Origin of the sequence: Bacteroides graminisolvens DSM 19988 = JCM 15093 (assembly GCF_000428125.1) — a bacterium.
GTDB classification, from domain to species: Bacteria; Bacteroidota; Bacteroidia; order Bacteroidales; family Bacteroidaceae; genus Bacteroides; species Bacteroides graminisolvens.
This window is the reverse complement of record NZ_ATZI01000001.1, coordinates 952,403-974,894: the sequence shown is the minus strand read 5'-3', so window position 1 is coordinate 974,894 and position 22,492 is coordinate 952,403. Positions and strand designations below refer to the sequence as shown.

Sequence of the window (22,492 nt, the reverse complement as noted above, 5' to 3'; positions counted from 1 at the left end):
GCTGTATTACTTATAATGAAACTGCTTCGGAGCTTCCGAAGCAGTTTTTTTTTGCAACTTACCTAATACTTTGTTAAAAAACTATTCTTATCAGCTTAAATAAAGCACAATTTTAGTATGTTTGTATCTTGAAAATAAGTATAAACAATTAATCTACGGATTATATGAGACGAATAGCACTATCTCTTTTTTTATTTTGCACTGTAAATATGATAAATGCCCAAAATCCTTTTTTCGAAAAGTATAATACTCCGCATCAAACCGTACCGTTTGATAAAATAAAAAATGAACATTATGAACCGGCCATGCTCGAAGGAATAAAACTTCATGAAGCAGAGATTGAGGCCATCATCAATAACCCTGAAGCACCCACTTTTGCCAACACAATAGTAGCTTATGAAAAATCCGGAAAATTCCTGGATAGAGTCACTACGGTATTTGGAAATCTTCGTAGCGCTGAAACGAATGATGATTTGCAAAAGATTGCTCAAAAAATGATTCCTTTATTAAGCGAGCACAGCAATAACATCAGCTTGAATGAGAAGTTATTTCTACGCGTAAAAGCGGTTTATAAGCAAAAAAGTAAATTGTCGCTGACCATTGAGCAAGCTAAATTGTTGGATGACATCTACGATGGTTTTGTGCGGCGGGGAGCCAACCTGCAAGGAGAAGCACGCAATAAATACAGAGAGTTAAGTAAAAAACTCAGCACATTAACGCTTCAATTTGGAGAGAACAACCTGAAAGAAACCAACAACTTCCAACTGGTTCTCACACAAAAGGAACAACTAGCCGGATTACCCGAGGGGATTGTTGAAGCAGCCGCACAAACAGCCCGCGAAAAAGGAGTTGAAGGCTGGGTCATCACTCTTCATGCACCTAGCTATGTTCCTTTTATGACTTATGCAAGTAACCGTGAGCTACGAAAAGAACTCTACATGGCATATAATACCAAATGTACTAAAGACAATGAATTCAACACGCTTGAAATCGTTAAAGATTTAGTGAACACACGTATGCAAATAGCCCAATTGCTGGGATATAAAAGCTATGCGGATTATACGTTGAAAGAGCGCATGGCCGAAAACAGTAAGAATGTTTATAAGTTATTGGATCAGCTACTCGATGCCTACACTCCTACAGCTAAGGCAGAATACAACGAAGTACAAGAGTTAGCGCGTAGCACTCAGGGTAAAGAGTTTCGCCTCATGCCTTGGGACTGGTCATACTATTCTGATCAATTAAAAAATAAAAAGTTCAGCCTAAACGACGAGATGCTTCGCCCTTACTTTGAATTGAGTAATGTAAAAGAAGGTGTCTTCGGACTTGCCACTCGATTATATGGTATTACTTTCCGTAAAAATAGCGAAATCCCGGTTTACCATCCGGATGTAGACGCTTACGAGGTATTAGATAAGGACGGAAGTTTCTTAGCTGTTTTATATACTGACTTCCACCCGCGTGCCGGTAAACGTGCCGGTGCATGGATGACCAGCTTTAAGGGTCAATGGATTGATGACCAAACAGGAGAAAACAGTCGTCCGCACATAACATTGGTCATGAATTTCACTAAACCCACCGAAAGTAAACCAGCTTTATTAACATTCGATGAGGTCAATACTTTTCTTCATGAATTCGGCCACGGTTTGCATGGTATCTTTGCCAACACTCATTATGAGAGTCTGAGCGGAACAAGCGTTTATCGTGACTTTGTGGAACTTCCATCGCAAATAATGGAGAACTTTGCAGTTGAAAAGGATTTCTTGAGCACTTTTGCCAAACATTATCAAACTGGCGAGATAATTCCCGACACTTTGGTGCAACGCATTATAGATTCATCTAACTTTAATGTTGCTTACGCTTGTCTGCGCCAAGTTAGTTTCGGCTTACTCGACATGGGCTGGTATACCCGAACTACACCTTTTACCGGCGATGTGAAGGCATACGAACAAAAGGCATGGGAGAAAGCGCAGATTTTACCCGTAGTTGAGGGCACTTGCATGAGCGCCCAGTTCTCACACATATTCGCCGGAGGATACTCTGCCGGGTATTACAGTTACAAATGGGCTGAGGTTCTGGATGCCGATGCTTTCTCTCTTTTTATGCAAAAAGGAATATTTAATCAGGAAGTAGCACAGTCATTCCGTAACAACATTCTATCAAAAGGAGGAACAGAGCATCCGATGACGCTTTACAAGCGATTCCGCGGACAAGAACCTACTATTGACGCTCTCCTGATTAGAAATGGAATAAAGAAATAAAAAAATGAAAAACAGGTGTTTGTTCATATTGTTATGTATACTTCCCATGCTCTGCGGATGCAATGAGAGTGACGATGTAGTCAGAATCTTCACTGGGAAAACCTGGAAGTTAACGGATGTGTTGGATGGTGGCACATATCCAATTATTGGTAATTCGTACGATGCTTCAAGCAACCCCGGTTATTGGAGTAGCAACGAAGCCAAAGAAGCATCTATCAAGTTATTAGAGGCTGAGAATAATTTCACCATAACTTTCACAGGCGTTCTCACAAATAAGACAATAAGTGGTGGTATATCCGGAAGAGCAGCTAGTACTTCTTTTACCGGTTCATGGAGTGCAGACGCTGAAAGCAACTATTTTACTGCTAAACCATCTTCCACTTCAGATAATGATGCACTGGGTAGAGCCTTTTTAAATGGTTTGAACAACGCAACCTCTTACAAAGGTGACGAGAACAACCTGTATATTTATTTTAAGGAAGGACAAAGAACAAGATGCTTATTGTTTCACGTCCAAGAATAAAGTGAGAATACATGGAAGCACCAAACAAACAATTAGAATTAGACATGCGTTATATACGCATGGCCAAAATATGGGCAGAAAACTCTTATTGCGAGCGCCGCAAAGTTGGTGCGCTAATCGTCAAGGATAAAATGATCATATCCGACGGATACAATGGAACTCCGTCGGGTTTTGAAAACATCTGTGAAGACGAAAACAACGTAACCAAACCTTACGTATTGCATGCAGAGGCTAATGCCATAACCAAAATAGCACGTTCAAACAACAGTAGCGATGGTGCTACCATGTACGTGACCGATGCCCCATGCATTGAATGTGCCAAATTAATCATTCAGGCAGGCATCAAAAGACTTGTGTATTCGAAGGAGTACCGGGTAGAAGACGGAATTAATTTATTAAAAAGGGCTGGCATCGAGGTTATTTACCTGAACCCCGATAAAAGTGACTCCATAACCGACTAAGTAATCAGGGACAAACGTTCAAATTATATTAAGGACATGCGTACAAAAAACTCTTCACGGTTTATACCCATTGTAATTGCAATCAGTGTAGTTATTGGAATTCTTATTGGAACTTTCTATGCAAAACATTTTGCCGGAAACCGATTGGGCATCATCAACAGCTCGTCAAACAAACTAAATGCTTTGCTTCGAATCGTTGACGATCAGTATGTTGATACGGTAAACATGACCGATTTGGTTGAGAAAGCACTTCCGCAAATATTAGCAGAACTGGATCCGCACTCTACTTACATACCGGCTAAAGATTTGGCGGAAGTCAACTCCGAATTAGAGGGAAGCTTTAGCGGTATTGGCATTCAATTTACCATTCAGGATGACACCATACATGTAAACAGTGTTATTCAGGGTGGTCCTTCTGAAAAAGTGGGGCTCATGGCAGGCGATCGTATTGTATCTGTGAACGACACGGCATTTGTGGGAAAGAAAGTAACCAATGAACTTGCCATGAGAAAGCTCAAAGGGCCTAAAGGCAGTGAGGTTAAATTGGGTATTAAACGAATGAGCGAAAAAGAGGTTCTTCATTTTTCAATTATCCGCGGAGAGATTCCTCAAAATACAATTGATGCTGCTTATATGATTTCCGATAATTTTGGATACGTGCAAATAAGCAAGTTTGGACGAACCACACACGTTGAACTGTTAAATGCAATAGCCCAACTCAGTCACAAGAACTGTAAAGGACTGATTATTGACTTACGGGGCAATACGGGCGGATACATGGAAGCTGCCATTCGTATGGTGAACGAATTTTTACCTGAAGGACGCTTGATTGTATATACGCAAGGGCGTAAATATCCACGAACCGACGAATATGCTAACGGCACAGGCAGTTGCCAGAAAATGCCTATTGTAGTACTCGTCGATGAAGGTTCTGCTTCTGCCAGTGAGATATTCGCAGGGGCTATTCAGGATAATGACAGAGGGGTTATCATCGGAAGACGCTCTTTTGGTAAAGGATTGGTTCAGCAGCCTATAGATTTCAGTGACGGTTCAGCTATACGCCTTACGATAGCTCGTTATTATACTCCCGCAGGTCGTTGCATACAACGTCCTTATGAAAATGGAAAAGATCAGAATTATGAAATGGATTGGCTAACTCGTTACGAACACGGTGAATTCTTCTCCAGAGACAGTATCAAACTGGATGAGAAATTACGGTATTCAACCACTCTAGGCCGTCCTGTATACGGAGGTGGAGGCATTATGCCCGATATTTTTGTTCCACAAGACACAACAGGGGTCAGCTCTTATTTAACAAGTGTATTGAACAAAGGATTAACCATTCAATTTACCTTCCAGTACACAGATAAGAACAGAGATAAAATGGCCCAATTTGAAGATGAGACAACCTTACTGTCGTATCTTCGTCGCCAAAACATAGTAGAACAATTTGTGCGTTACGCAGAAACGAAAGGGATTAAAAGAAGAAATATCTTGATACAGAAATCCCATAAACTATTGGAAAGAAATATCTATGGCAATATCATTTACAATATGCTAGGAAAAGAATCTTATATTAAGTTCTTCAACAACAGCGATGCAACTGTAAAAAGAGCGATTCAAATTCTTGAAAAGGGAGAATCATTCCCTAAAGCACCAGCTAATGCCAACCAACCAAAAACAAAAAATGAAGGAAAGAAAAAAAGAACTGCGCAAGCTGATAGCAGAGGAGAAAGCCAAGTACTCCGCCTCTATGCTGAAAGATCTTTCTGCTGATATACTTTTGCATCTCGAAAAGCACCCCGCTTTTCGAGATGCAAAAACCGTACTTCTCTATCATTCAATGAAAGACGAAGTATACACTCACAGCTTTATTGACAAATGGACAGATAGCAAACAAATAGTGCTTCCCGTAGTAGTGGGTGACACATTGGAAATACGTCGTTACGAAGGAATTGGTAGCATGAAACCTGGTCCTTACGGCATTCTTGAACCTATAGGTACTGTTTTAGATAATTATTCATCTATCGATTTAGTGGTTGTTCCCGGTGTGGCTTTTGATCGGGAAAAGAATCGTTTAGGGCATGGGAAAGGATATTACGACAAAATACTGCCTCAACTAGCAGCCTATAAAATCGGAATCTGCTTTCCTTTCCAATTGGTAGAGAAAGTACCAGCCGACTCATTTGACGTAAAAATGGACGCTATCATAGTTGGAGCGTCTGAGATATAAAGCTCAAAGGTTTAACGAAAGATGATGTTTGTGATAACAGTTGCCCCTACGTGATTATTTAAATTGCGAATAAGAATTTCCCTCCCCATCATCAACTCCTGGCGAAGTACTGAAGAAGTCAGATGAACATACAATATCTGATTTTTTATAAACAATTCTTTGGTATAGAAATTTATGGTAGGACCCAAAACCTCTTTCCAAGCGGCCATGAGTCGCTGTTCATTCAACGGAGCCTCCAAACTCTCCTGTCTTAGAAACTGCTGAATTAATTTTCCAATCTGTTCTGCGTCATTTCTTTTCATGTCAGTTCTCCTTCATCAATTGAACCTCACCCTTTTCAACTAAAAACATGCTATGATCACTCTCCAAGTTCAAAAGAATTTGATCTAAATGCTCCCGGTTCGTATCTGTTATAAATATTTGTCCAAAACTGTCACCCGATACTAGTTTCACAATTTGTTCCACTCGTGAAGCATCCAGCTTATCGAATATATCATCGAGCAATAATAAGGGAACAGAGCCTCCGGTTCTTTTTAAAAAATCAAACTGAGCCAGTTTCAGAGCCACAAGATATGTTTTATTTTGCCCCTGCGAACCTTCCCGTTTTATAGGAAAATCACCGAGCAACATATTTAGTTCGTCTTTGTGGATACCCTTAAGAGAGTAGCCCATAATTTGGTCTTTCACTCTGCTTTCCTTAATGACTTCTAACAACGAGTTGCCAGAGGCGTGTGAATCATACGACAAACCCACCTTCTCTTTGTCTTGTGAAATAAAAGAATAGAAAGTCTGGAAGATGGGAATAAATTCACGTATAAACTGCTCACGTTTACGACATACCATTTCACCGGCTGTAGCCATTGCTTCTTCCCAAATAAGAAAAAGTTCTTCCTCAACCGGGAATTCACTTTTCAACAACGTGTTACGTTGCGCCATGGCTTTATTATAACGAATCAGATTTTCCAGATAATCTTTGTCATATTGAGAAATAACCACATCCATAAACCTCCGTCTTTCTTCGCTGCCACCAGCTATCAAATCGGCATCGGCAGGCGAAACCATAACCAATGGCACAAATCCAATGTGATCCGACAAACGGGAATACTCCTTTTTATTTCGCTTAAATTGCTTTTTTGATCGTTTCTTCATCCCACAATAAACTTCCTCAGGAGATCCATCTTCGGCTTCATAAAAACCTTGGATAACAAAAAAGTCCTGCTCATGCCGGATGTTCTGTGAATCAACCGGATTAGCGGCACTTTTACAGAAGGATAAAAAATAAATGGCATCGAGCAAGTTGGTCTTCCCCATTCCGTTCTGTCCGAAAAAGCAATTTAGCTTAGCAGAAAAGTTCAACTCAACCTGTTCCAGGTTTTTATAATTTAAGATAGAAATTCGTTTCAAAATCATAAGCAACATAAACTTAGGTTACAAAAGTAGCAAGAATTTCGAGGTTTTAGGTTACTAAAGAAAAAAAGATGGCTCTAAATTTCCTTTATATATATAAAAAAACTACTTTTGCTGACCGAAATATCTGGTTTGAAAAACAACAAAAAAATATTAAAATAAAATGGCAGATAAAAAGAACCACCACGAATCCTTAAATGTAGAAGAGGCATTGAGCGTATCTGAAGCATTTATCGTTAAACACAAAACCGCAATTATTGGCTTTGTTGCAGGCGTTATTATTTTAGTAGCCGGTGCTTTAGCATACAAACACTTATATGCTGAGCCTCGTGAAGAAAAAGCTCAAGCCGCTATTTTCAAGGGTCAGGAGTATTTTGAGCAGGATGCTTATGATATGGCACTGAATGGTGATAGTTTGGGTTACCAAGGTTTCCTAAAAATTGCAGATCAGTTCAGTGGAACATCCACAGCTAATCTGGCCAAAGCCTACGCCGGCATCTGTTACAAGAACTTAGGTAAATATGATGAAGCATTGAAACAATTGGAAAGTTTTGACGGTGATGATCAAATGGTAGCTCCTGCTATTCTTGGTGCAACAGGTAACTGCTATGCCGAACTTGGACAATTAGATAAAGCCTCTTCTATCTTGCTGAAGGCAGCAGATGAGGCAGACAATAACACATTGAGCCCTATTTTCCTTATGCAGGCTGGTGAAATATTGGTTAAACAAGGCAAATTTGATGATGCAGTAACTGCTTATACAAAGATAAAAGATAAATATTTCCAGTCTTATCAGGCTATGGATATTGATAAGTACATTGAACGTGCTAAACTTCTGAAGAAATAAGAAGCAAGTTCCATTACTTATTGTGTAGCGCAGATTTCCGCAGATACTGAATCTACGAAGATCTGCGCTATTTATTTTAAAACATACTCATACAACTAATTAAATTAATATAATTCATATTATGGCAACAGCATATCATAACTTATCAGATTACGACTTTAGCTCGGTACCTGATGCTTCTGAAATGAAATTCGGCATTGTAGTATCCGAATGGAATAGCCAAATAACAGGCGCTCTGTTAAACGGTGCAGTTTCAACACTGAAAAAGCACGGAGTCAAGGAAGATAACATTCTCGTAAAAACAGTACCCGGAAGCTTTGAATTAACTTTTGGCGCCAATCAAATGATTGAGAGCACAGAGGTCGATGCGGTTATTGCTATCGGATGCGTTATTAAAGGAGACACTCCACATTTTGATTATGTTTGCATGGGCGTAACTCAAGGCATTACTCATTTAAACGTAACTGGCGATATACCAGTCATTTACGGATTGATAACGACTAACACCCTAGAGCAAGCTGAAGACAGAAGTGGTGGAAAGCTAGGAAACAAAGGGGATGAATGTGCAATTACTGCAATAAAAATGATCGATTTTGTTTGGAGTTTAAATAAATAATCGTATCTTTGCACCGCATTAGAAAACAAAGGGCAAATACCAGAGTGGCCAAATGGGGCAGACTGTAAATCTGCTGGCTTACGCCTACGGTGGTTCGAATCCATCTTTGCCCACTTCTAATTGCGGAAGTAGCTCAGTTGATAGAGCATTAGCCTTCCAAGCTGAGGGTCGCGGGTTTGAGCCCCGTCTTCCGCTCAAAAGAGAATCTGAAAACAGATTCTCTTTTTTTATATCCACAATTAACGTTTCACGAAGATTCGTCTATCGCTAACCCACTCAAAAGCCAATGGCTTAGATAAAAAGCTTTTCACCTTATCAGCAATTTCCTGACTCAAGTAATCAGTAGTAGTCATACTAAAGGTTAGCGTATCATCTTCTTTATTCAAAGAAGCCTTCATTAAGAATAAGTCAGCTGCATCTCTGGCCTCTGTGTATTCCAACTGTTTAGTAGAATCTGGGTATATAAAGAAATCATCCATAACAGGCAATAGAATAAATTGTGATGCGGGTAGTTCTTGCCAATCAGTTGTATAAAACCTTATTTCACTATCACAAGCCGGTGCGCACGCTGTAGAAATCGCGCAAACAATCTTTGTTGAATCTGTGGTAGTCAACAACTTCATTTGCCAATCACTCTGTTCTGTCATCTTCATACGAATGTAATCAACAGATAGATCTGTCATTTCCGACGTATTACCAAACTTGTTTTTCACCTGCGCTCTCATTTTGCTATCAAGAAAATCAATGCAATCTTCTCTATTCACTTTCGTGAGCAAAGGCATCAGCGAATCGGGCATGTTAATAAAAACAGTTCGTGCATCCTGCGCCTGCGCGAATAAAGCCAGAAACAAAAGAAATGATCCTAGTAAGCTCTTTTTCATATCTATTTTTTATTTTGATCCCAAATATAAGAATATCATACCGATTAGTACCAGTATAAGGTCAACTGCTTTACTTTTTAAATTCTTTTCACGGAAGAACATCGCTCCAAACAAGAAAGATACAACAACGCTTCCACGTCTCACCATGGAAACAATGGAGATCATCGAATCGTCGAAACTAAGCGCATAGAAATAAACGAAATCGGCAGCTGAAAGAAAAATTGAAATAAGCAAGATGGCCCAGTCCCATCTGAACGGAGTGGTTTCCTTTCGTTTAGGCCACCACAATAAAGCCAAAATAGGGCACATAATAAATACCTGATATACATTGTACCAAGACTGCACCACCATCGGATTAAACTGTCTCATCAAAAACTTATCATACAGTCCGCTAATTGCCCCTGTTATGGCAGCCATGACAATAAAGAAGATCCATTTGTTATGTGCAAAATCGATCCCTTCTTTCTTTCCTGATCGACTCAACATAAAAAACGAGAGAATAGCAAGCATCACCCCAACCCATTGATAAAGATTAAGACGTTCACCAAACAGCAGCATGGCGCCCACTAAAACCATTACAGGACGAGTAGCATTAATAGGCCCCACAATGGTAAGTGGCAAATGTTTCATCCCAAAATAACCAAATATCCAGGAAGAAAGTACGATAAACGATTTGATGATTATAAACTTATGCACATCCCAGCCAACTAGCGGTACATGAAACAGGGTACCTTCAAGTATGGAAGGAGCGATGGCGGATAATCCGATAAAAGGCAAGAAGATAAGACTTGAGAATAAAGTATTGAGAAACAAAACCGGCAAAACGGCATTCTCTTTCAGCGAATGTTTTTTAAAGACATCGTAAAAGCCTAGTAGAACAGCCGAAAGAAAGGCAAATAATAACCACATTTTTACTATATTTATTTATATAAAACGAAAATCAGTCAATAAACAAATTTTCAGGATACTCCACATTAACCAAAAAAAGAGCCTGACCGGGAGCTGAAGTGCCCGCTTTACCGCGATCTTGCAGTTCTATTACCTGCTTAAAATCTTGAACGGTCATTTTACCTCTGCCCACTTCAAGCAAAGTGCCCACAATAGCACGAACCATATTACGCAAAAAACGATCGGCCCGAATTGTAAATACCCAAGTCACTTCGTCGACCTGAGTCCACTCAGCCATCGTTATGCGACAAATGTTTGTTTTTACGTCCGTATGCAATTTGCTAAAACTGGTAAAATCGGAGTAGCCAAATAACTCTTGAGCAGCTTCATTCATCCTTTTAAAATCAAGGTTTCCATGAATACGGCAACGATATTGGCGATTAAACGGATTCTTAGAAGTGGTAATATAATACTTATAGGTACGTGCAGTAGCATCAAAACGTGCATGTGCGTCAGATTTCACTCTTCGAACCTGGTAAACTGAAATATCAGGAGGTAATAAACGATTCAGTTTATCTGCAACCAACTCTACATCCAAAGTATCTCCTTCAAAGTCAAAATGTGCAACCATCAGAGTAGCATGTACACCAGCATCCGTTCTTCCGGCACCAATCACCTCAATTTCACGTCGCAGGAAAGTGGCAAGTGCTTTCATTAAACATTCCTGCACACTAATCCCATTAGGCTGAATTTGCCATCCGTGATAGTTTGCTCCATCATACGCCAAATATATAAAATATCTCTGAGTTGCCATTTCTTCAGGTTAAGGAGAATAAATAATCAAGAAAGAACTGTCAGACTCTTATCTGACAGTAATATGAAAACATCCTTGTTTAAGTTCGTACTTTACGTAGCATTTATTGGCTTCGCGCATATCTCTCAATACTTCTGAGAGTACCAATTTTAAGGTATCGGCACTCACATCCTCAGAAGGGCGGCCATCAGTATCCTCCACTTTTCTAAAACGTTTCCAGCTAACGTCAAAAGTAGTTCCATAAAAATGAGCTGAGTTCTCAGATGCATTACCATTACGACGACGTAATTTCTTAACGTCATCTTTAGTTCTTAAAACCGAAGTTACAACTATTTTATTCGGATTTAAGCCTTTTGATTCAAGTGAATCAAGAAAAACAAGACCGATTGAATCGAGTAAGCTGCTAGCACGAGGAACTAAATAAGGCAACGAGTGAGTCAACGAATCAAGTGAATAATGCTCATTGTCTCTTATTTCCATCAATTGGCCTTTTAAATTTTCTGCCTCTTCTCTTGAATTAAGAGGTATTATTCCATGGGTACGCGCAGCAACCAGTTGAATATCATTCAAGTCGCCGAAAGAGCGCTTATAGCTGATTACACCGTGAATATTCCGAGGATTGTTCACCTTTAGTGACATATCTTTTTTCCCACTCGGAAAAACCAACAACGCAATCAGTCCCAAAAACAAAAATAAAAGAAGATAGCCTATCCGGCGATATTTTGGTTTCAATTTTCGCATATCACTATTACTGTTTTCTTAGCGCAAAGATAAGGAAAATGCCATTTATCAGAAATAAGCCGGCAAATTAAATCGATTGTAAATAGATAAAATGTGCCGACGATTGCTTAAATTTGCAGACGTTTTGGCCGAGCATAATCTACAACCCGGCAAATTATTGTTCGCCGAGCAAACAAATCAACCCTTAAACTCATTTAATGATAGAAAAACTAATTGTTCTTGAGGACATTGATCCTGTTATTTTTTACGGTGTGAATAACGCTAACATACAATTGCTAAAGGCGCTCTACCCCAAATTGAGAATCGTTGCCAGAGGAAACGTAATCAAGGTATTGGGAGATGAGCTTGAGATGTGTGCTTTTGAAGAAAACATTCAGGCTCTGGAGAAATATTGTGCAGAGTACAATTCTCTGAAAGAAGAAGTAATCATCGATATTGTTAAAGGTAACGCGCCGCAAGCTGAAAAAACGGGCAATGTCATTGTTTTCAGTGTAACAGGAAAGCCAATTATTCCACGAAGTGAAAACCAATTAAAGCTAGTTGAAGGCTTTGCCAAGAATGACATGATATTTGCAGTAGGGCCAGCCGGGTCAGGCAAAACCTATACAGCAATAGCATTAGCCGTAAGAGCATTAAAAAACAAAGAAATAAAAAAAATAATCCTTAGCAGGCCAGCCGTTGAAGCTGGAGAAAAACTTGGTTTCCTGCCGGGAGATATGAAAGAGAAAATTGATCCGTATTTACAGCCATTGTATGATGCATTACAAGATATGATTCCGGCAGCTAAGCTGAAAGAATATATGGAATTAAATATTATCCAAATAGCACCTTTAGCATTTATGCGCGGACGTACTCTGAATGATGCAGTCGTCATTTTAGATGAAGCACAAAATACAACGGTTCAACAAATCAAAATGTTCCTCACCCGTATGGGGATGAACACTAAAATGATTGTAACAGGTGATATGACGCAGATAGACCTTCCTCCGTCTCAGACTTCCGGTTTGATACAGGCCATGAAGATACTAAAAGGAGTAAAAGGAATCAGCTTTGTTGAATTGGGTAAACGAGACATTGTGCGCCACAAACTAGTAGAGCGTATTGTTGATGCTTATGAGAAATTCGATAAAGAACAAAAAGCTGCGCGGGACAAAAAAAGAGAAGAAGAAAAGAATGATAACCAGAATGGGTAAATCCTAATTGTAATTGAATATGAAAGCATTAGTAAAAACCGATTTCAACTTTCCAGGACAACAAAGTGTATATCACGGTAAGGTACGTGATGTGTATAACATTAATGATGAACTTCTAGTAATGGTAGCAAGTGACCGAATTTCGGCATTTGATGTAATATTACCTAAAGGCATTCCTTTCAAAGGACAGGTTTTAAACCAAATTGCAGCCAAATTTCTTGATGCAACTGCAGATATTGTTCCTAATTGGAAAATAGCGACTCCCGATCCGATGGTTACGGTTGGTATCAAGTGTGAAGGATTCCGCGTAGAGATGATTATTCGCGGTTATTTAACCGGAAGTGCTTGGCGAGAATATGAAGCAGGATGTCGCAATTTATGCGGTGTAGCTCTGCCCGACGGAATGAAAGAGAACCAAAAGTTCCCCACTCCGATTATCACACCAACAACCAAGGCAGATGCCGGACATGATGAAAACATCTCAAAAGAAGAAATAATCAGCCAAGGTTTAGTAAGCAAAGAAGACTATGAGCTTATGGAAAAATACACCTATGCGTTATTTCAACGTGGCACCGAGATGGCTGCAGAAAAAGGATTGATTTTGGTGGACACAAAATATGAATTTGGGAAAAAGGATGATAAAGTTTACCTGATTGACGAGATACATACGCCAGACTCATCACGTTATTTCTACGCAGAAGGCTATGAAGACAAATTCGCGCAAGGAGAGCCTCAAAGACAACTCTCAAAAGAATTTGTTCGCCAATGGTTGATTGAGCGCAACTTCATGGGTAAAGAAGGGCAAGTTGTACCCGAAATGACCGATGAATATGTAGAATCGGTATCTGAACGTTACATTGAGCTTTATGAACACATTGTTGGTGAAAAATTTAATAAAGCCAATGCCGAAGATGTTGCAGCACGTATCGAAAAAAATGTAACTGAGTTCCTGAAAAAATGAATTATCCACAAGAAAACATCAAACCTTACGGAAGCGAAGGCAGAAAAGCTCCGCAAGTAGAGCGCATGTTTGATAACATCGCGCACAAATATGACTTGCTCAATCACATGCTCTCCATGGGCATTGATAAATACTGGAGACGCAAAGCCATAAACTGGCTACAGCCTTTTGCACCAAAACAGATTATGGATGTAGCAACCGGAACAGGTGATTTTGCTATTTTGGCGTATCGCATGCTACAACCGGATAAAGTAATCGGTACTGATATATCCGAAGGAATGATGAATGTGGGTAGAGATAAAGTTGAAAAGTACAATCTTTCGGATAAAATACATTTTATCCGTGAAGATTGTACTTCACTATCATTCGAGTCCGGTAAATTTGACGCTATAACGGTGGCATTTGGTATTCGAAACTTTGAAGATTTAGATAAAGGGTTAAGAGAAATGCAACGAGTACTGTGTCCCGGAGGACATTTGGTGATTCTTGAACTGACAACCCCAGAGCGCTTTCCAATGAAGCAACTATTTGCCATCTATTCTAAAATAGTTATTCCCACTCTGGGTAAACTATTATCAAAAGACAAGAATGCCTATTCTTATCTTCCGCAAACCATAAAAGCTTTCCCACAAGGAGAGGTTATGAAAGAAGCAATTGCTAAAGCGGGTTTCAGCGTTGTTAGTTTTGAGAGACTTACCATGGGAATTTGTACTCTTTACACAGCTACTAAATAATTTATAAAACATATAGTCATGCAAAAATACGGTTTGGTTGGTTATCCATTGAAACATTCCTTCTCAATTGGATATTTTAATGAGAAATTCTCTTCTGAAAAGATTGAAGCAGAATATATTAACTTTGAGATTCCTGATATTAATAATTTTCCGGAAATCATCGAAGCGAACCCAAATTTGCATGGACTAAATGTCACTATACCCTACAAAGAAAAAGTGATTCCCTATCTTGACGAACTGGATAAGCAGACTGCTGCTATCGGGGCTGTTAACGTAATCAAAATCATTCGAAACAAAGGAGGAAAGCCCAAACTGATAGGATACAATTCAGACATTATCGGATTTACTCAATCCATACAACCTCTTCTGCAGTCACACCACAAGAAAGCCTTAATACTGGGAACAGGTGGAGCTTCCAAAGCTGTGTTCCACGGTCTTAAAAACTTAGGTATTGAAGCAAAATTCGTTTCACGAACCGCACGTTTTGGTATGTTGACCTATGAAGAACTTAACGCGGAAATTATCAAAGAATATACCGTCATAGTCAATTGCACTCCTGTGGGCATGTATCCCAAAGTAGATGCCTGCCCTGACATTCCTTATGAAGCTATAACTTCCGAACACTTATTGTATGACCTCCTTTACAATCCCAATATAACTCTTTTCATGAAAAAGGGAGAGGCCAAAGGAGCTGTTACTAAAAACGGATTGGAAATGCTCTTACTACAAGCATTTGCTGCTTGGGAAATCTGGCAAAAATAAACCCAAACAGCCTCGACTATGAAACGCCGCAATATTCTTTTCATACTAAGCGCACTCATCTTACTAATAGTTGGCGGACTAACTTGGGGAAGTTTCTACATGTTAAATTATTCTCTTCGTCCTGATAAAAACAAAGAGACTAAGGAAGAATCTCTCGCATATATGTTCCGTGAGTATCCTTACATAAAACCTTGGATAGATAGCTTACAAGAAGTTGGTGCATTGAGAGATACAAACATTTACAGTCCGGCAAACAATGTCAAACTACACGCTTATTATATAAAAGCCTCAAGGCCTACTACACACACCGCTGTTATTGTACATGGGTATACAGACAACGCCATACGAATTATGCAAATTGGCTATATGTATAACCATGATTTGGGATTCAACATCTTATTACCTGACCTTCAGTACCATGGACAAAGTGAAGGGAACGCCATCCAAATGGGTTGGAAGGATCGCTTAGATGTGCTGCATTGGATGCAAACCGCAGCACATATTTACGGTGATTCCATCCGTATGGTAGTTCATGGAATTTCGATGGGAGCCGCCACAACCATGATGGTATCGGGAGAACCTCAACAAAATTATGTAAAGTGCTTTGTGGAAGATTGCGGATATACAAGTGTATGGGAGCAATTTAGTAAAGAACTTAAAGAACAGTTTAATATACCGGATTTTCCTTTGTTGTATGCAGCTAGTTGGCTTTGTCAGCTAAAGTACGGATGGAGTTTTCAGGAAGCCTCAGCCCTTGATCAAATAAAACATTGTCATCTACCCATGCTTTTTATACACGGTGATGCAGATAAATATGTACCAACCTACATGGTAAACAAACTTTTTGAGAACAAACCTGCCCCCAAAGAATGTTGGATTGTTCCCAACGCTGAACATGCAGTTTCTTATAAAGAAAACAAAGAAGCATACACCAAAAGAGTGAAAGAATTTGTAAGCAAATACATATTCTGATTTTTTATTGGCCTAAACTTCCTGATTACATGTTTTTTGAGTAGGTTTGTGTTATTAAATAAATAAAGATGAAACGACTCTTAATCATTCTTACATTTTTCTGCTTATGGCTGCAAGTTCAGTCACAGGAGAACAAGATATATACAGTAGATAACATCCCCAAAGTGCACTTGCAAAATAAAACAAGGTATGTTTGTAACCCCGAAGGAATACTTTCGGAAGCAGCCGTTGATTCTATTGATCGGATGCTGTATCATTTAGAAGAACAAACCGGTATTGAGTCGGTCGTTGCAGTTTTACCGTCCATCGGTGAAGTTGATTGCTTCGACTTTTCTCATCAATTGCTTAATTCATGGGGTGTAGGAAAAAAAGGAAAAGATAACGGACTCGTTATTTTGCTTGTTACCGATCAACGCTGCATTCAGTTTTATACCGGTTATGGACTGGAGGGAGTGCTACCCGATGCTATCTGCAAAAGAATACAAACCAAAGATATGATTCCGTACCTGAAAGACCAAGATTGGGATAAGGGAATGGTATCAGGCATAAAATCTACCGTATCGCGGTTGGATGGTTCCATGCCTAATGATGCGCAAGAAGAATCTGAAGACGGCGGTGTTTTCTTTTTGTTCATTGCCATTGCCGGTGTGGTACTGGTAGGCGGACTAACTAGCTTATGGGCTATCTGGATTAGTACCAAATGCCCTAAATGCGGAAAACATAAACTTCAGCGAAGCAGTACACAACTCATATCTAAACGTAACGGAGTAAAAACAGAAGATGTTATTTATACTTGCATGAATTGTGGACATAGCATTGTCAGACGTCAACAATCGTATGACGATAACTATCGGGGAGGCGGTGGCAGTGGCGGCCCGTTCATCGGTGGTTTTGGTGGTGGCAGCTTTGGCGGTGGCGGCGGTTTCAGCGGCGGTAGTTTCGGAGGGGGCTCCGGTGGTGGCGGTGGAGCAGGATCACGCTTTTAAAAAATAAATAGTAATAATTAAAACGAGAAGAATATATGAAAAAGTCAGTTATCATTTTAATAGCTGTTATAGCAGTCATTGCCATTTGGGCAGTATCTTCCTATAACGGTATGGTATCCATGGAAGAAAATGTAAGTAACCAATGGGCCAATGTTGAGACACAATATCAACGTCGTTCCGACCTGATTCCTAACTTGGTTAATACAGTAAAGGGATATGCTTCACATGAAAAAGAAACACTGGAAGGAGTTATTGCAGCGCGTTCACAAGCTACGCAAATGAAAGTCGATCCATCGAACCTTACTCCCGAAGCTATAGCTAAATATCAAAAAGCACAAGGAGAGATAGGCGCTGCATTAGGTAAATTATTGGCTATCACCGAGAATTATCCTGATCTAAAAGCCAATCAAAACTTTTTAGAGCTACAAGCACAACTTGAAGGGACAGAGAATCGCATAAATGTAGCCCGTAAAAACTTCAACGATGCTGCTAAAGAGTACAATACGGCCATTCGCAGATTCCCCAAAAACATCTTTGCCGGAATGTTCGGATTTGAAAAGCGTCCCTACTTCGAAGCTGAAGAAGGAGCAGAAAAGGCACCCAAGGTTGAGTTTTAAAAGAATAATCTTTTCTTAAGGTACAAGGAAATGGAGGCCGGTTATTATAATAACCGGCCTCCATTTCCTGCATTTATGCATTCCTAAAATGAGTATCTGACAGAAATAGTTGCCTGTAAACGAAAAATGAAGTAATTTTGCGGCATATACATTAAAAATGTTCCATTCATGAGTAACCAACGATACATGCAACGTGGCGTATCAGCATCTAAAGAAGATGTACACAATGCCATAAAAAACATCGATAAAGGTATTTTTCCTCAAGCTTTTTGCAAAATTATTCCCGACATACTGGGAGGCGATCCCGATTACTGCAACATTATGCATGCCGATGGTGCAGGTACAAAATCAAGTTTAGCCTATCTTTACTGGAAAGAGACCGGTGATCTCTCAGTTTGGAAAGGCATAGCTCAGGATGCCCTTATTATGAACATTGACGATTTACTTTGTGTAGGTGCCGTAGACAATATTCTGGTTTCTTCAACAATTGGCCGCAACAAATTACTAATCCCCGGAGAAGTTATTTCTGCTATCATAAACGGAACGGATGAACTTCTGGCCGAGCTACGCGAAATGGGAGTTGGAGTTTACGCCACCGGAGGTGAAACAGCAGACGTAGGCGACTTAGTTCGAACCATTATAGTTGACAGCACAGTAACGTGCCGCATGAAACGAAGCGACGTTATTGACAACGCTCAAATTCGTCCGGGAGATGTCATTGTTGGTTTAGCTTCGTATGGTCAGGCCACTTATGAAAAGGAATACAACGGTGGTATGGGAAGTAATGGTTTAACTTCAGCCCGTCACGATGTTTTCGCTAAATACCTGGCACAGAAATATCCGGAAAGTTTTGACGCCGGTGTACCCGATGAGTTAATTTATTCTGGAGGGCTCAGGTTAACAGACGAAGTAAGCGGTTCCCCATTAAATGCCGGGAAACTGGTTCTTTCACCAACACGTACCTACGCTCCTGTAGTAAAGCAATTATTGGATCAACTTCGCTCCAAAATACATGGAATGGTACATTGTTCGGGTGGTGCTCAAACTAAAATTCTTCATTTCGTAAACGATGTGAGAGTCATTAAAGATAACCTTTTCCCTGTTCCTCCCCTATTTAAAACGATTCAGGAACAAAGTGGAACCGATTGGGCTGAAATGTACAAGGTATTCAATATGGGACACCGTTTGGAAGTATATCTTTCACCCGAAGATGCTGAGACAGTAATTGATATCTCGAAGTCATTCCGGATAGACGCTCAGATTGTAGGCCGTGTCGAAGAAAGCGATAAAAAAGAGTTAATTATTAGAAGTGAATTCGGCGAATTCAGATATTAAAATATGGCAGGAAATAACAGTTTGCTAGAAAAGCTGGAAGGATTAGTAAGTCGGTTTGAAGAGATTTCTACCCTCATTACAGACCCGGCAGTAATAGCCGACCAGAAAAGATATGTAAAGCTCACCAAAGAGTATAAGGATTTGAATGGTTTAATGAAAGCGAGAAATGAATACATTCAAGCTATCAATACCATTGATGAAGCCAAAGAAATTATATCTAACGAAACAGATCAGGAGTTACGTGACATGGCTCGCGAAGAGTTAGATATATGTCAGAACAGACTTCCGGAGCTTGAGGAAGAAATAAAAATATTGCTTGTACCTGCTGATCCACAAGACGGCAAGAATGCCATACTTGAAATTCGTGGAGGTACAGGAGGTGATGAAGCCGCTATATTTGCAGGCGATCTCTTCCGCATGTACGCAAAATATTGCGAAAACAAAGGATGGAAAATGGAAGTTTCGAGCTGTAACGAAGGAGCAGCTGGCGGTTATAAAGAAGTCATTTGCAGTATTACAGGTGATAATGTATACGGCATCATGAAATATGAATCAGGTGTACATCGCGTACAACGGGTTCCGGCAACAGAAACACAAGGGCGAGTTCATACATCGGCCGCATCGGTAGCCGTCTTACCGGAAGCTGAAGAATTTGATGTAGTCATCAACGAGGGAGAGATCAAATGGGACACTTTCCGTTCGGGAGGTGCTGGTGGACAAAATGTGAATAAAGTAGAGTCGGGCGTACGCCTTCGTTATGTATGGAAGAATCCGAACACCGGCATACCCGAAGAAATTCTAATTGAGTGTACAGAGACGCGTGATCAACCTAAAAACAAAGAAAGAGCATTAGCTCGTCTGCGTACTTTTATATACGACAAAGAACATCAAAAATACCTTGACGACATTGCATCAAAACGCAAAACGATGGTATCAACCGGAGACCGCTCAGCCAAGATTCGTACTTACAACTACCCGCAAGGCCGCATCACCGATCACCGCATTAACTATACCATCTACAACCTCGCAGCATTTATGGAAGGAGATATACAAGACTGTATTGACCATCTAATTGTAGCCGAGAACACAGAACGAATGAAAGAAAGCGAATTATAGGACTATTAAAAGTACAGAGCAATGAATAAACAGCAATTATTTGAAAACATCAAACGTAAACAATCTTTCTTGTGTGTAGGACTAGATACTGACATAAAGAAGATTCCTGAGCACTTATTAAAAGAAGAAGATCCTATTTTTGCTTTTAACAAAGCCATTATTGATGCCACTGCTGATTTGTGCATCGCTTTTAAACCCAATTTAGCTTTTTACGAAAGTATGGGAGTTAAAGGCTGGGTGTCTTTTGAAAAAACAATAAGATACATCAAAGAGAATTATCCCGATCAGTTCATTATTGCTGATGCCAAACGAGGAGATATTGGGAATACAAGTGAAATGTACGCTCGCTCATTCTTCGATGAACTGAATATTGATTCGGTAACCGTAGCTCCTTACATGGGTGAAGACAGCGTAAAACCGTTCCTTATCTATCCGGAAAAATGGGTTATATTGTTAGCGCTGACTTCTAACAAAGGCTCACAAGATTTTCAACTTACGGTAGATAGCAACGGAGAACGACTCTTCGAAAAAGTACTTAAAAAGTCACAAGAATGGGCCAATGACGAGCAAATGATGTATGTAGTGGGTGCCACTCAAGGCGAAATGTTCACTGAAATCCGCAAGTACGCTCCCAACCATTTCTTACTCGTACCCGGCGTTGGTGCACAGGGAGGTTCCTTAGAAGAAGTTTGCAAATACGGCATGAATAATATGTGCGGACTGATAGTCAACTCCTCCAGAGCAATCATCTATGCTGACAAGACAGAGCTTTTTGCAGAAGCAGCCCGAAAAGCCGCAAAAGAAGTGCAGGAACAAATGGCAATAGAGTTGAAACGACTTGTTTGAGCCGTAGTCTCAGATACTTAATCCGAGTAGCAGCATAAAAGACAATGAACAATAAACGAAAGATTATCAACGACCCGGTATTCGGGTTTATAAACATCCCAAAAGGATTGTTGTACGACATTGTGCGACATCCTATTGTGCAACGCCTCAACCGCATCAAGCAAATGGGACTTTCGTTTGTTGTTTATCCGGGCGCCCAACACACACGTTTTCAGCATTCGCTGGGTGCCTATCATTTAATGCAGCAAGCCATCACGCAACTCACTGCAAAAGGAAACTTCATATTCGACAGCGAAGCAGAAGCTGTTAAAATAGCCATTCTCTTACATGACATCGGACACGGTCCCTTTTCTCATGTACTTGAAAACACGTTGGTGCACCATGTTTCTCACGAAAAAATATCTTTGATGCTCATGGAACGCATGAACAAGGAAATGAATGGTCAGCTCAGTTTAGCCATTCAAATATTCAAAGATGAATATCCAAAGAAGTTCCTGCATCAAATGGTTAGCGGGCAACTTGACATGGACCGTCTGGATTATTTAAAACGTGACAGTTTTTACACCGGTGTATCCGAAGGCAGTATCGGTTCTGCACGTATCATTGAGATGCTTCAGGTGAAAGATGATCAGCTTGCTTTAGAAGCCAAAGGAATTTATTCCATTGAGAATTTTCTGACTGCGCGTCGCCTCATGTATTGGCAGGTTTACCTGCACAAAACATCAGTGGCTTATGAACGTATGTTGATTAGCGTACTGCTTCGTGCCAAAGAATTGGCTGCGCAAGGAACTGAACTATTTGCTTCACCGGCCCTTCGTTTTTTCTTGTACAACCATATCGGACCTGAAGAATTTCACAACAACCCCAATTGTCTGGAGCACTTTATTCAGCTCGACGACAATGACATTTGGACCTCTTTAAAGGTATGGGGATCACATCCAGACAAGGTATTGTCAACATTAAGTAACGCCATCATAAATCGGAACATATTCAAAGTGGAAATATCAACCGATCCTATTAGCCCAGAACGCAAAAAGGAATTAACTTATCACATCAGTCAAAAACTAAATATCAGCTTGAAAGAAGCCGGTTATTTTGTCTCTACCCCCAGCATTGAGAATCACATGTACAATCCGGATGATGATAGTATTGATATCATATATCCAGATGGAACGATAAAAAATATAGCAGAAGCATCAGATATGCTCAATTTTTCTATGCTTTCTAAAAAAGTAAAGAAGTATTATATTTGTTACTATCGTTTTGCCTAGGTACTGTAAAATATTCAATGAAGAATA

24 protein-coding genes and 2 tRNA genes are annotated in these 22,492 nt (G+C 39.9%); 20 read left to right on the top strand and 6 right to left on the bottom strand.

What is annotated here, in order from left to right; all coding sequences use genetic code 11:
- Positions 1–164: 164 nt before the first annotated feature.
- The 5 genes from C511_RS0104015 to C511_RS0103995 are packed head-to-tail and all read left to right on the top strand — an operon-like array spanning position 165 to position 5,478.
- Positions 165–2,261 carry a M3 family metallopeptidase gene (locus C511_RS0104015; protein ID WP_024996277.1) on the top strand — a complete coding sequence of 699 codons (2,097 nt, stop codon included), beginning with the start codon at positions 165–167 and terminating at the stop codon, positions 2,259–2,261.
- Positions 2,262–2,265: 4 nt separating this feature from the next.
- A complete protein-coding gene (locus C511_RS0104010) occupies positions 2,266–2,784 on the top strand; it encodes a DUF4847 family protein (protein WP_024996278.1) in 519 nt (172 codons plus the stop codon).
- 11 nt (positions 2,785–2,795) lie between these two features.
- The gene (locus C511_RS0104005; RefSeq protein ID WP_024996279.1) at positions 2,796–3,245 is read left to right on the top strand and encodes a deoxycytidylate deaminase; all 450 of its coding nucleotides are present in this window, start codon (positions 2,796–2,798) and stop codon (positions 3,243–3,245) included.
- Between the two features lie 36 nt (positions 3,246–3,281).
- Complete coding sequence (locus tag C511_RS0104000) at positions 3,282–5,021, top strand: S41 family peptidase (protein WP_024996280.1); 1,740 nt, start codon at positions 3,282–3,284, stop codon at positions 5,019–5,021.
- A complete protein-coding gene (locus tag C511_RS0103995) occupies positions 4,933–5,478 on the top strand; it encodes a 5-formyltetrahydrofolate cyclo-ligase (protein ID WP_051260443.1) in 546 nt (181 codons plus the stop codon). Before C511_RS0104000 ends, C511_RS0103995 begins: the two co-directional genes overlap by 89 nt.
- An 11-nt stretch (positions 5,479–5,489) precedes the next feature.
- On the opposite strand, the gene C511_RS0103990 is transcribed toward C511_RS0103995, so the two are convergent.
- Both C511_RS0103990 and recF read right to left on the bottom strand, forming a co-directional pair.
- Positions 5,490–5,780: a DUF721 domain-containing protein gene (locus C511_RS0103990; protein WP_024996282.1), complete on the bottom strand. Its 291-nt coding sequence runs from the start codon at positions 5,778–5,780 to the stop codon at positions 5,490–5,492.
- A gap of 1 nt (position 5,781) precedes the next feature.
- Positions 5,782–6,888, bottom strand: coding sequence for a DNA replication/repair protein RecF (recF, locus tag C511_RS0103985; RefSeq protein ID WP_024996283.1), 1,107 nt, complete (start codon positions 6,886–6,888; stop codon positions 5,782–5,784).
- A gap of 160 nt (positions 6,889–7,048) precedes the next feature.
- Between recF and C511_RS0103980 the strand changes: the two genes are divergently transcribed.
- The 4 genes from C511_RS0103980 (at position 7,049) to C511_RS0103965 (ending at position 8,543) form a co-directional block, all read left to right on the top strand.
- Positions 7,049–7,732, top strand: a complete 684-nt coding sequence (locus C511_RS0103980; protein ID WP_024996284.1) for a tetratricopeptide repeat protein — start codon at positions 7,049–7,051, stop codon at positions 7,730–7,732.
- A 121-nt stretch (positions 7,733–7,853) separates the two neighbouring features.
- Entirely contained in the window at positions 7,854–8,348 is a 495-nt protein-coding gene (ribH, locus tag C511_RS0103975; protein ID WP_024996285.1) for a 6,7-dimethyl-8-ribityllumazine synthase, read from the top strand.
- 30 nt (positions 8,349–8,378) lie between these two features.
- Positions 8,379–8,461: transfer RNA gene (locus C511_RS0103970), tRNA-Tyr, on the top strand.
- 9 nt (positions 8,462–8,470) lie between these two features.
- Positions 8,471–8,543 (top strand) — tRNA-Gly (locus C511_RS0103965).
- Positions 8,544–8,587: 44 nt separating this feature from the next.
- On the opposite strand, the gene C511_RS0103960 is transcribed toward C511_RS0103965, so the two are convergent.
- From C511_RS0103960 to C511_RS0103945, 4 genes are read right to left on the bottom strand one after another with little or no spacing between them, the layout of a single operon-like run.
- Entirely contained in the window at positions 8,588–9,229 is a 642-nt protein-coding gene (locus tag C511_RS0103960) for a DUF3256 family protein (RefSeq protein ID WP_024996286.1), read from the bottom strand.
- Between the two features lie 9 nt (positions 9,230–9,238).
- Positions 9,239–10,138: a DMT family transporter gene (locus C511_RS0103955; RefSeq protein ID WP_024996287.1), complete on the bottom strand. Its 900-nt coding sequence runs from the start codon at positions 10,136–10,138 to the stop codon at positions 9,239–9,241.
- A gap of 31 nt (positions 10,139–10,169) precedes the next feature.
- Entirely contained in the window at positions 10,170–10,931 is a 762-nt protein-coding gene (gene truA, locus C511_RS0103950) for a tRNA pseudouridine(38-40) synthase TruA (protein ID WP_024996288.1), read from the bottom strand.
- Between the two features lie 48 nt (positions 10,932–10,979).
- The gene (locus C511_RS0103945) at positions 10,980–11,570 is read right to left on the bottom strand and encodes a DUF5715 family protein (protein ID WP_226992472.1); all 591 of its coding nucleotides are present in this window, start codon (positions 11,568–11,570) and stop codon (positions 10,980–10,982) included.
- 299 nt (positions 11,571–11,869) lie between these two features.
- On the opposite strand from C511_RS0103945, the gene C511_RS0103940 reads away from it, so the two are divergent.
- The 11 genes from C511_RS0103940 to C511_RS0103890 all read left to right on the top strand — a co-directional run bounded on the left by C511_RS0103940 (position 11,870) and on the right by C511_RS0103890 (position 22,465).
- Positions 11,870–12,865 carry a PhoH family protein gene (locus C511_RS0103940; protein WP_024996290.1) on the top strand — a complete coding sequence of 332 codons (996 nt, stop codon included), beginning with the start codon at positions 11,870–11,872 and terminating at the stop codon, positions 12,863–12,865.
- 19 nt (positions 12,866–12,884) lie between these two features.
- On the top strand, positions 12,885–13,826 hold the full coding sequence (locus C511_RS0103935; protein ID WP_024996291.1) for a phosphoribosylaminoimidazolesuccinocarboxamide synthase: 942 nt from the start codon (positions 12,885–12,887) through the stop codon (positions 13,824–13,826).
- A complete protein-coding gene (gene ubiE, locus C511_RS0103930) occupies positions 13,823–14,560 on the top strand; it encodes a bifunctional demethylmenaquinone methyltransferase/2-methoxy-6-polyprenyl-1,4-benzoquinol methylase UbiE (RefSeq protein ID WP_024996292.1) in 738 nt (245 codons plus the stop codon). Before C511_RS0103935 ends, ubiE begins: the two co-directional genes overlap by 4 nt.
- Positions 14,561–14,578: 18 nt before the next feature.
- Entirely contained in the window at positions 14,579–15,322 is a 744-nt protein-coding gene (locus C511_RS0103925; RefSeq protein ID WP_024996293.1) for a shikimate dehydrogenase family protein, read from the top strand.
- Positions 15,323–15,340: 18 nt separating this feature from the next.
- Entirely contained in the window at positions 15,341–16,294 is a 954-nt protein-coding gene (locus C511_RS0103920; protein WP_024996294.1) for an alpha/beta hydrolase, read from the top strand.
- Between the two features lie 68 nt (positions 16,295–16,362).
- Positions 16,363–17,280 carry a TPM domain-containing protein gene (locus C511_RS0103915; RefSeq protein ID WP_024996295.1) on the top strand — a complete coding sequence of 306 codons (918 nt, stop codon included), beginning with the start codon at positions 16,363–16,365 and terminating at the stop codon, positions 17,278–17,280.
- Between the two features lie 35 nt (positions 17,281–17,315).
- The gene (locus C511_RS0103910; RefSeq protein ID WP_024996296.1) at positions 17,316–17,897 is read left to right on the top strand and encodes a LemA family protein; all 582 of its coding nucleotides are present in this window, start codon (positions 17,316–17,318) and stop codon (positions 17,895–17,897) included.
- Between the two features lie 168 nt (positions 17,898–18,065).
- A complete protein-coding gene (locus C511_RS0103905; RefSeq protein ID WP_024996297.1) occupies positions 18,066–19,232 on the top strand; it encodes an AIR synthase-related protein in 1,167 nt (388 codons plus the stop codon).
- A 3-nt stretch (positions 19,233–19,235) separates the two neighbouring features.
- Positions 19,236–20,348 (top strand): peptide chain release factor 1, encoded by a 1,113-nt coding sequence (gene prfA, locus C511_RS0103900; RefSeq protein WP_024996298.1) that lies wholly within the window; start codon positions 19,236–19,238, stop codon positions 20,346–20,348.
- Between the two features lie 21 nt (positions 20,349–20,369).
- The gene (gene pyrF, locus C511_RS0103895; protein ID WP_024996299.1) at positions 20,370–21,194 is read left to right on the top strand and encodes an orotidine-5'-phosphate decarboxylase; all 825 of its coding nucleotides are present in this window, start codon (positions 20,370–20,372) and stop codon (positions 21,192–21,194) included.
- Between the two features lie 44 nt (positions 21,195–21,238).
- Entirely contained in the window at positions 21,239–22,465 is a 1,227-nt protein-coding gene (locus C511_RS0103890; protein WP_024996300.1) for an HD domain-containing protein, read from the top strand.
- Positions 22,466–22,492 lie beyond the last annotated feature (27 nt).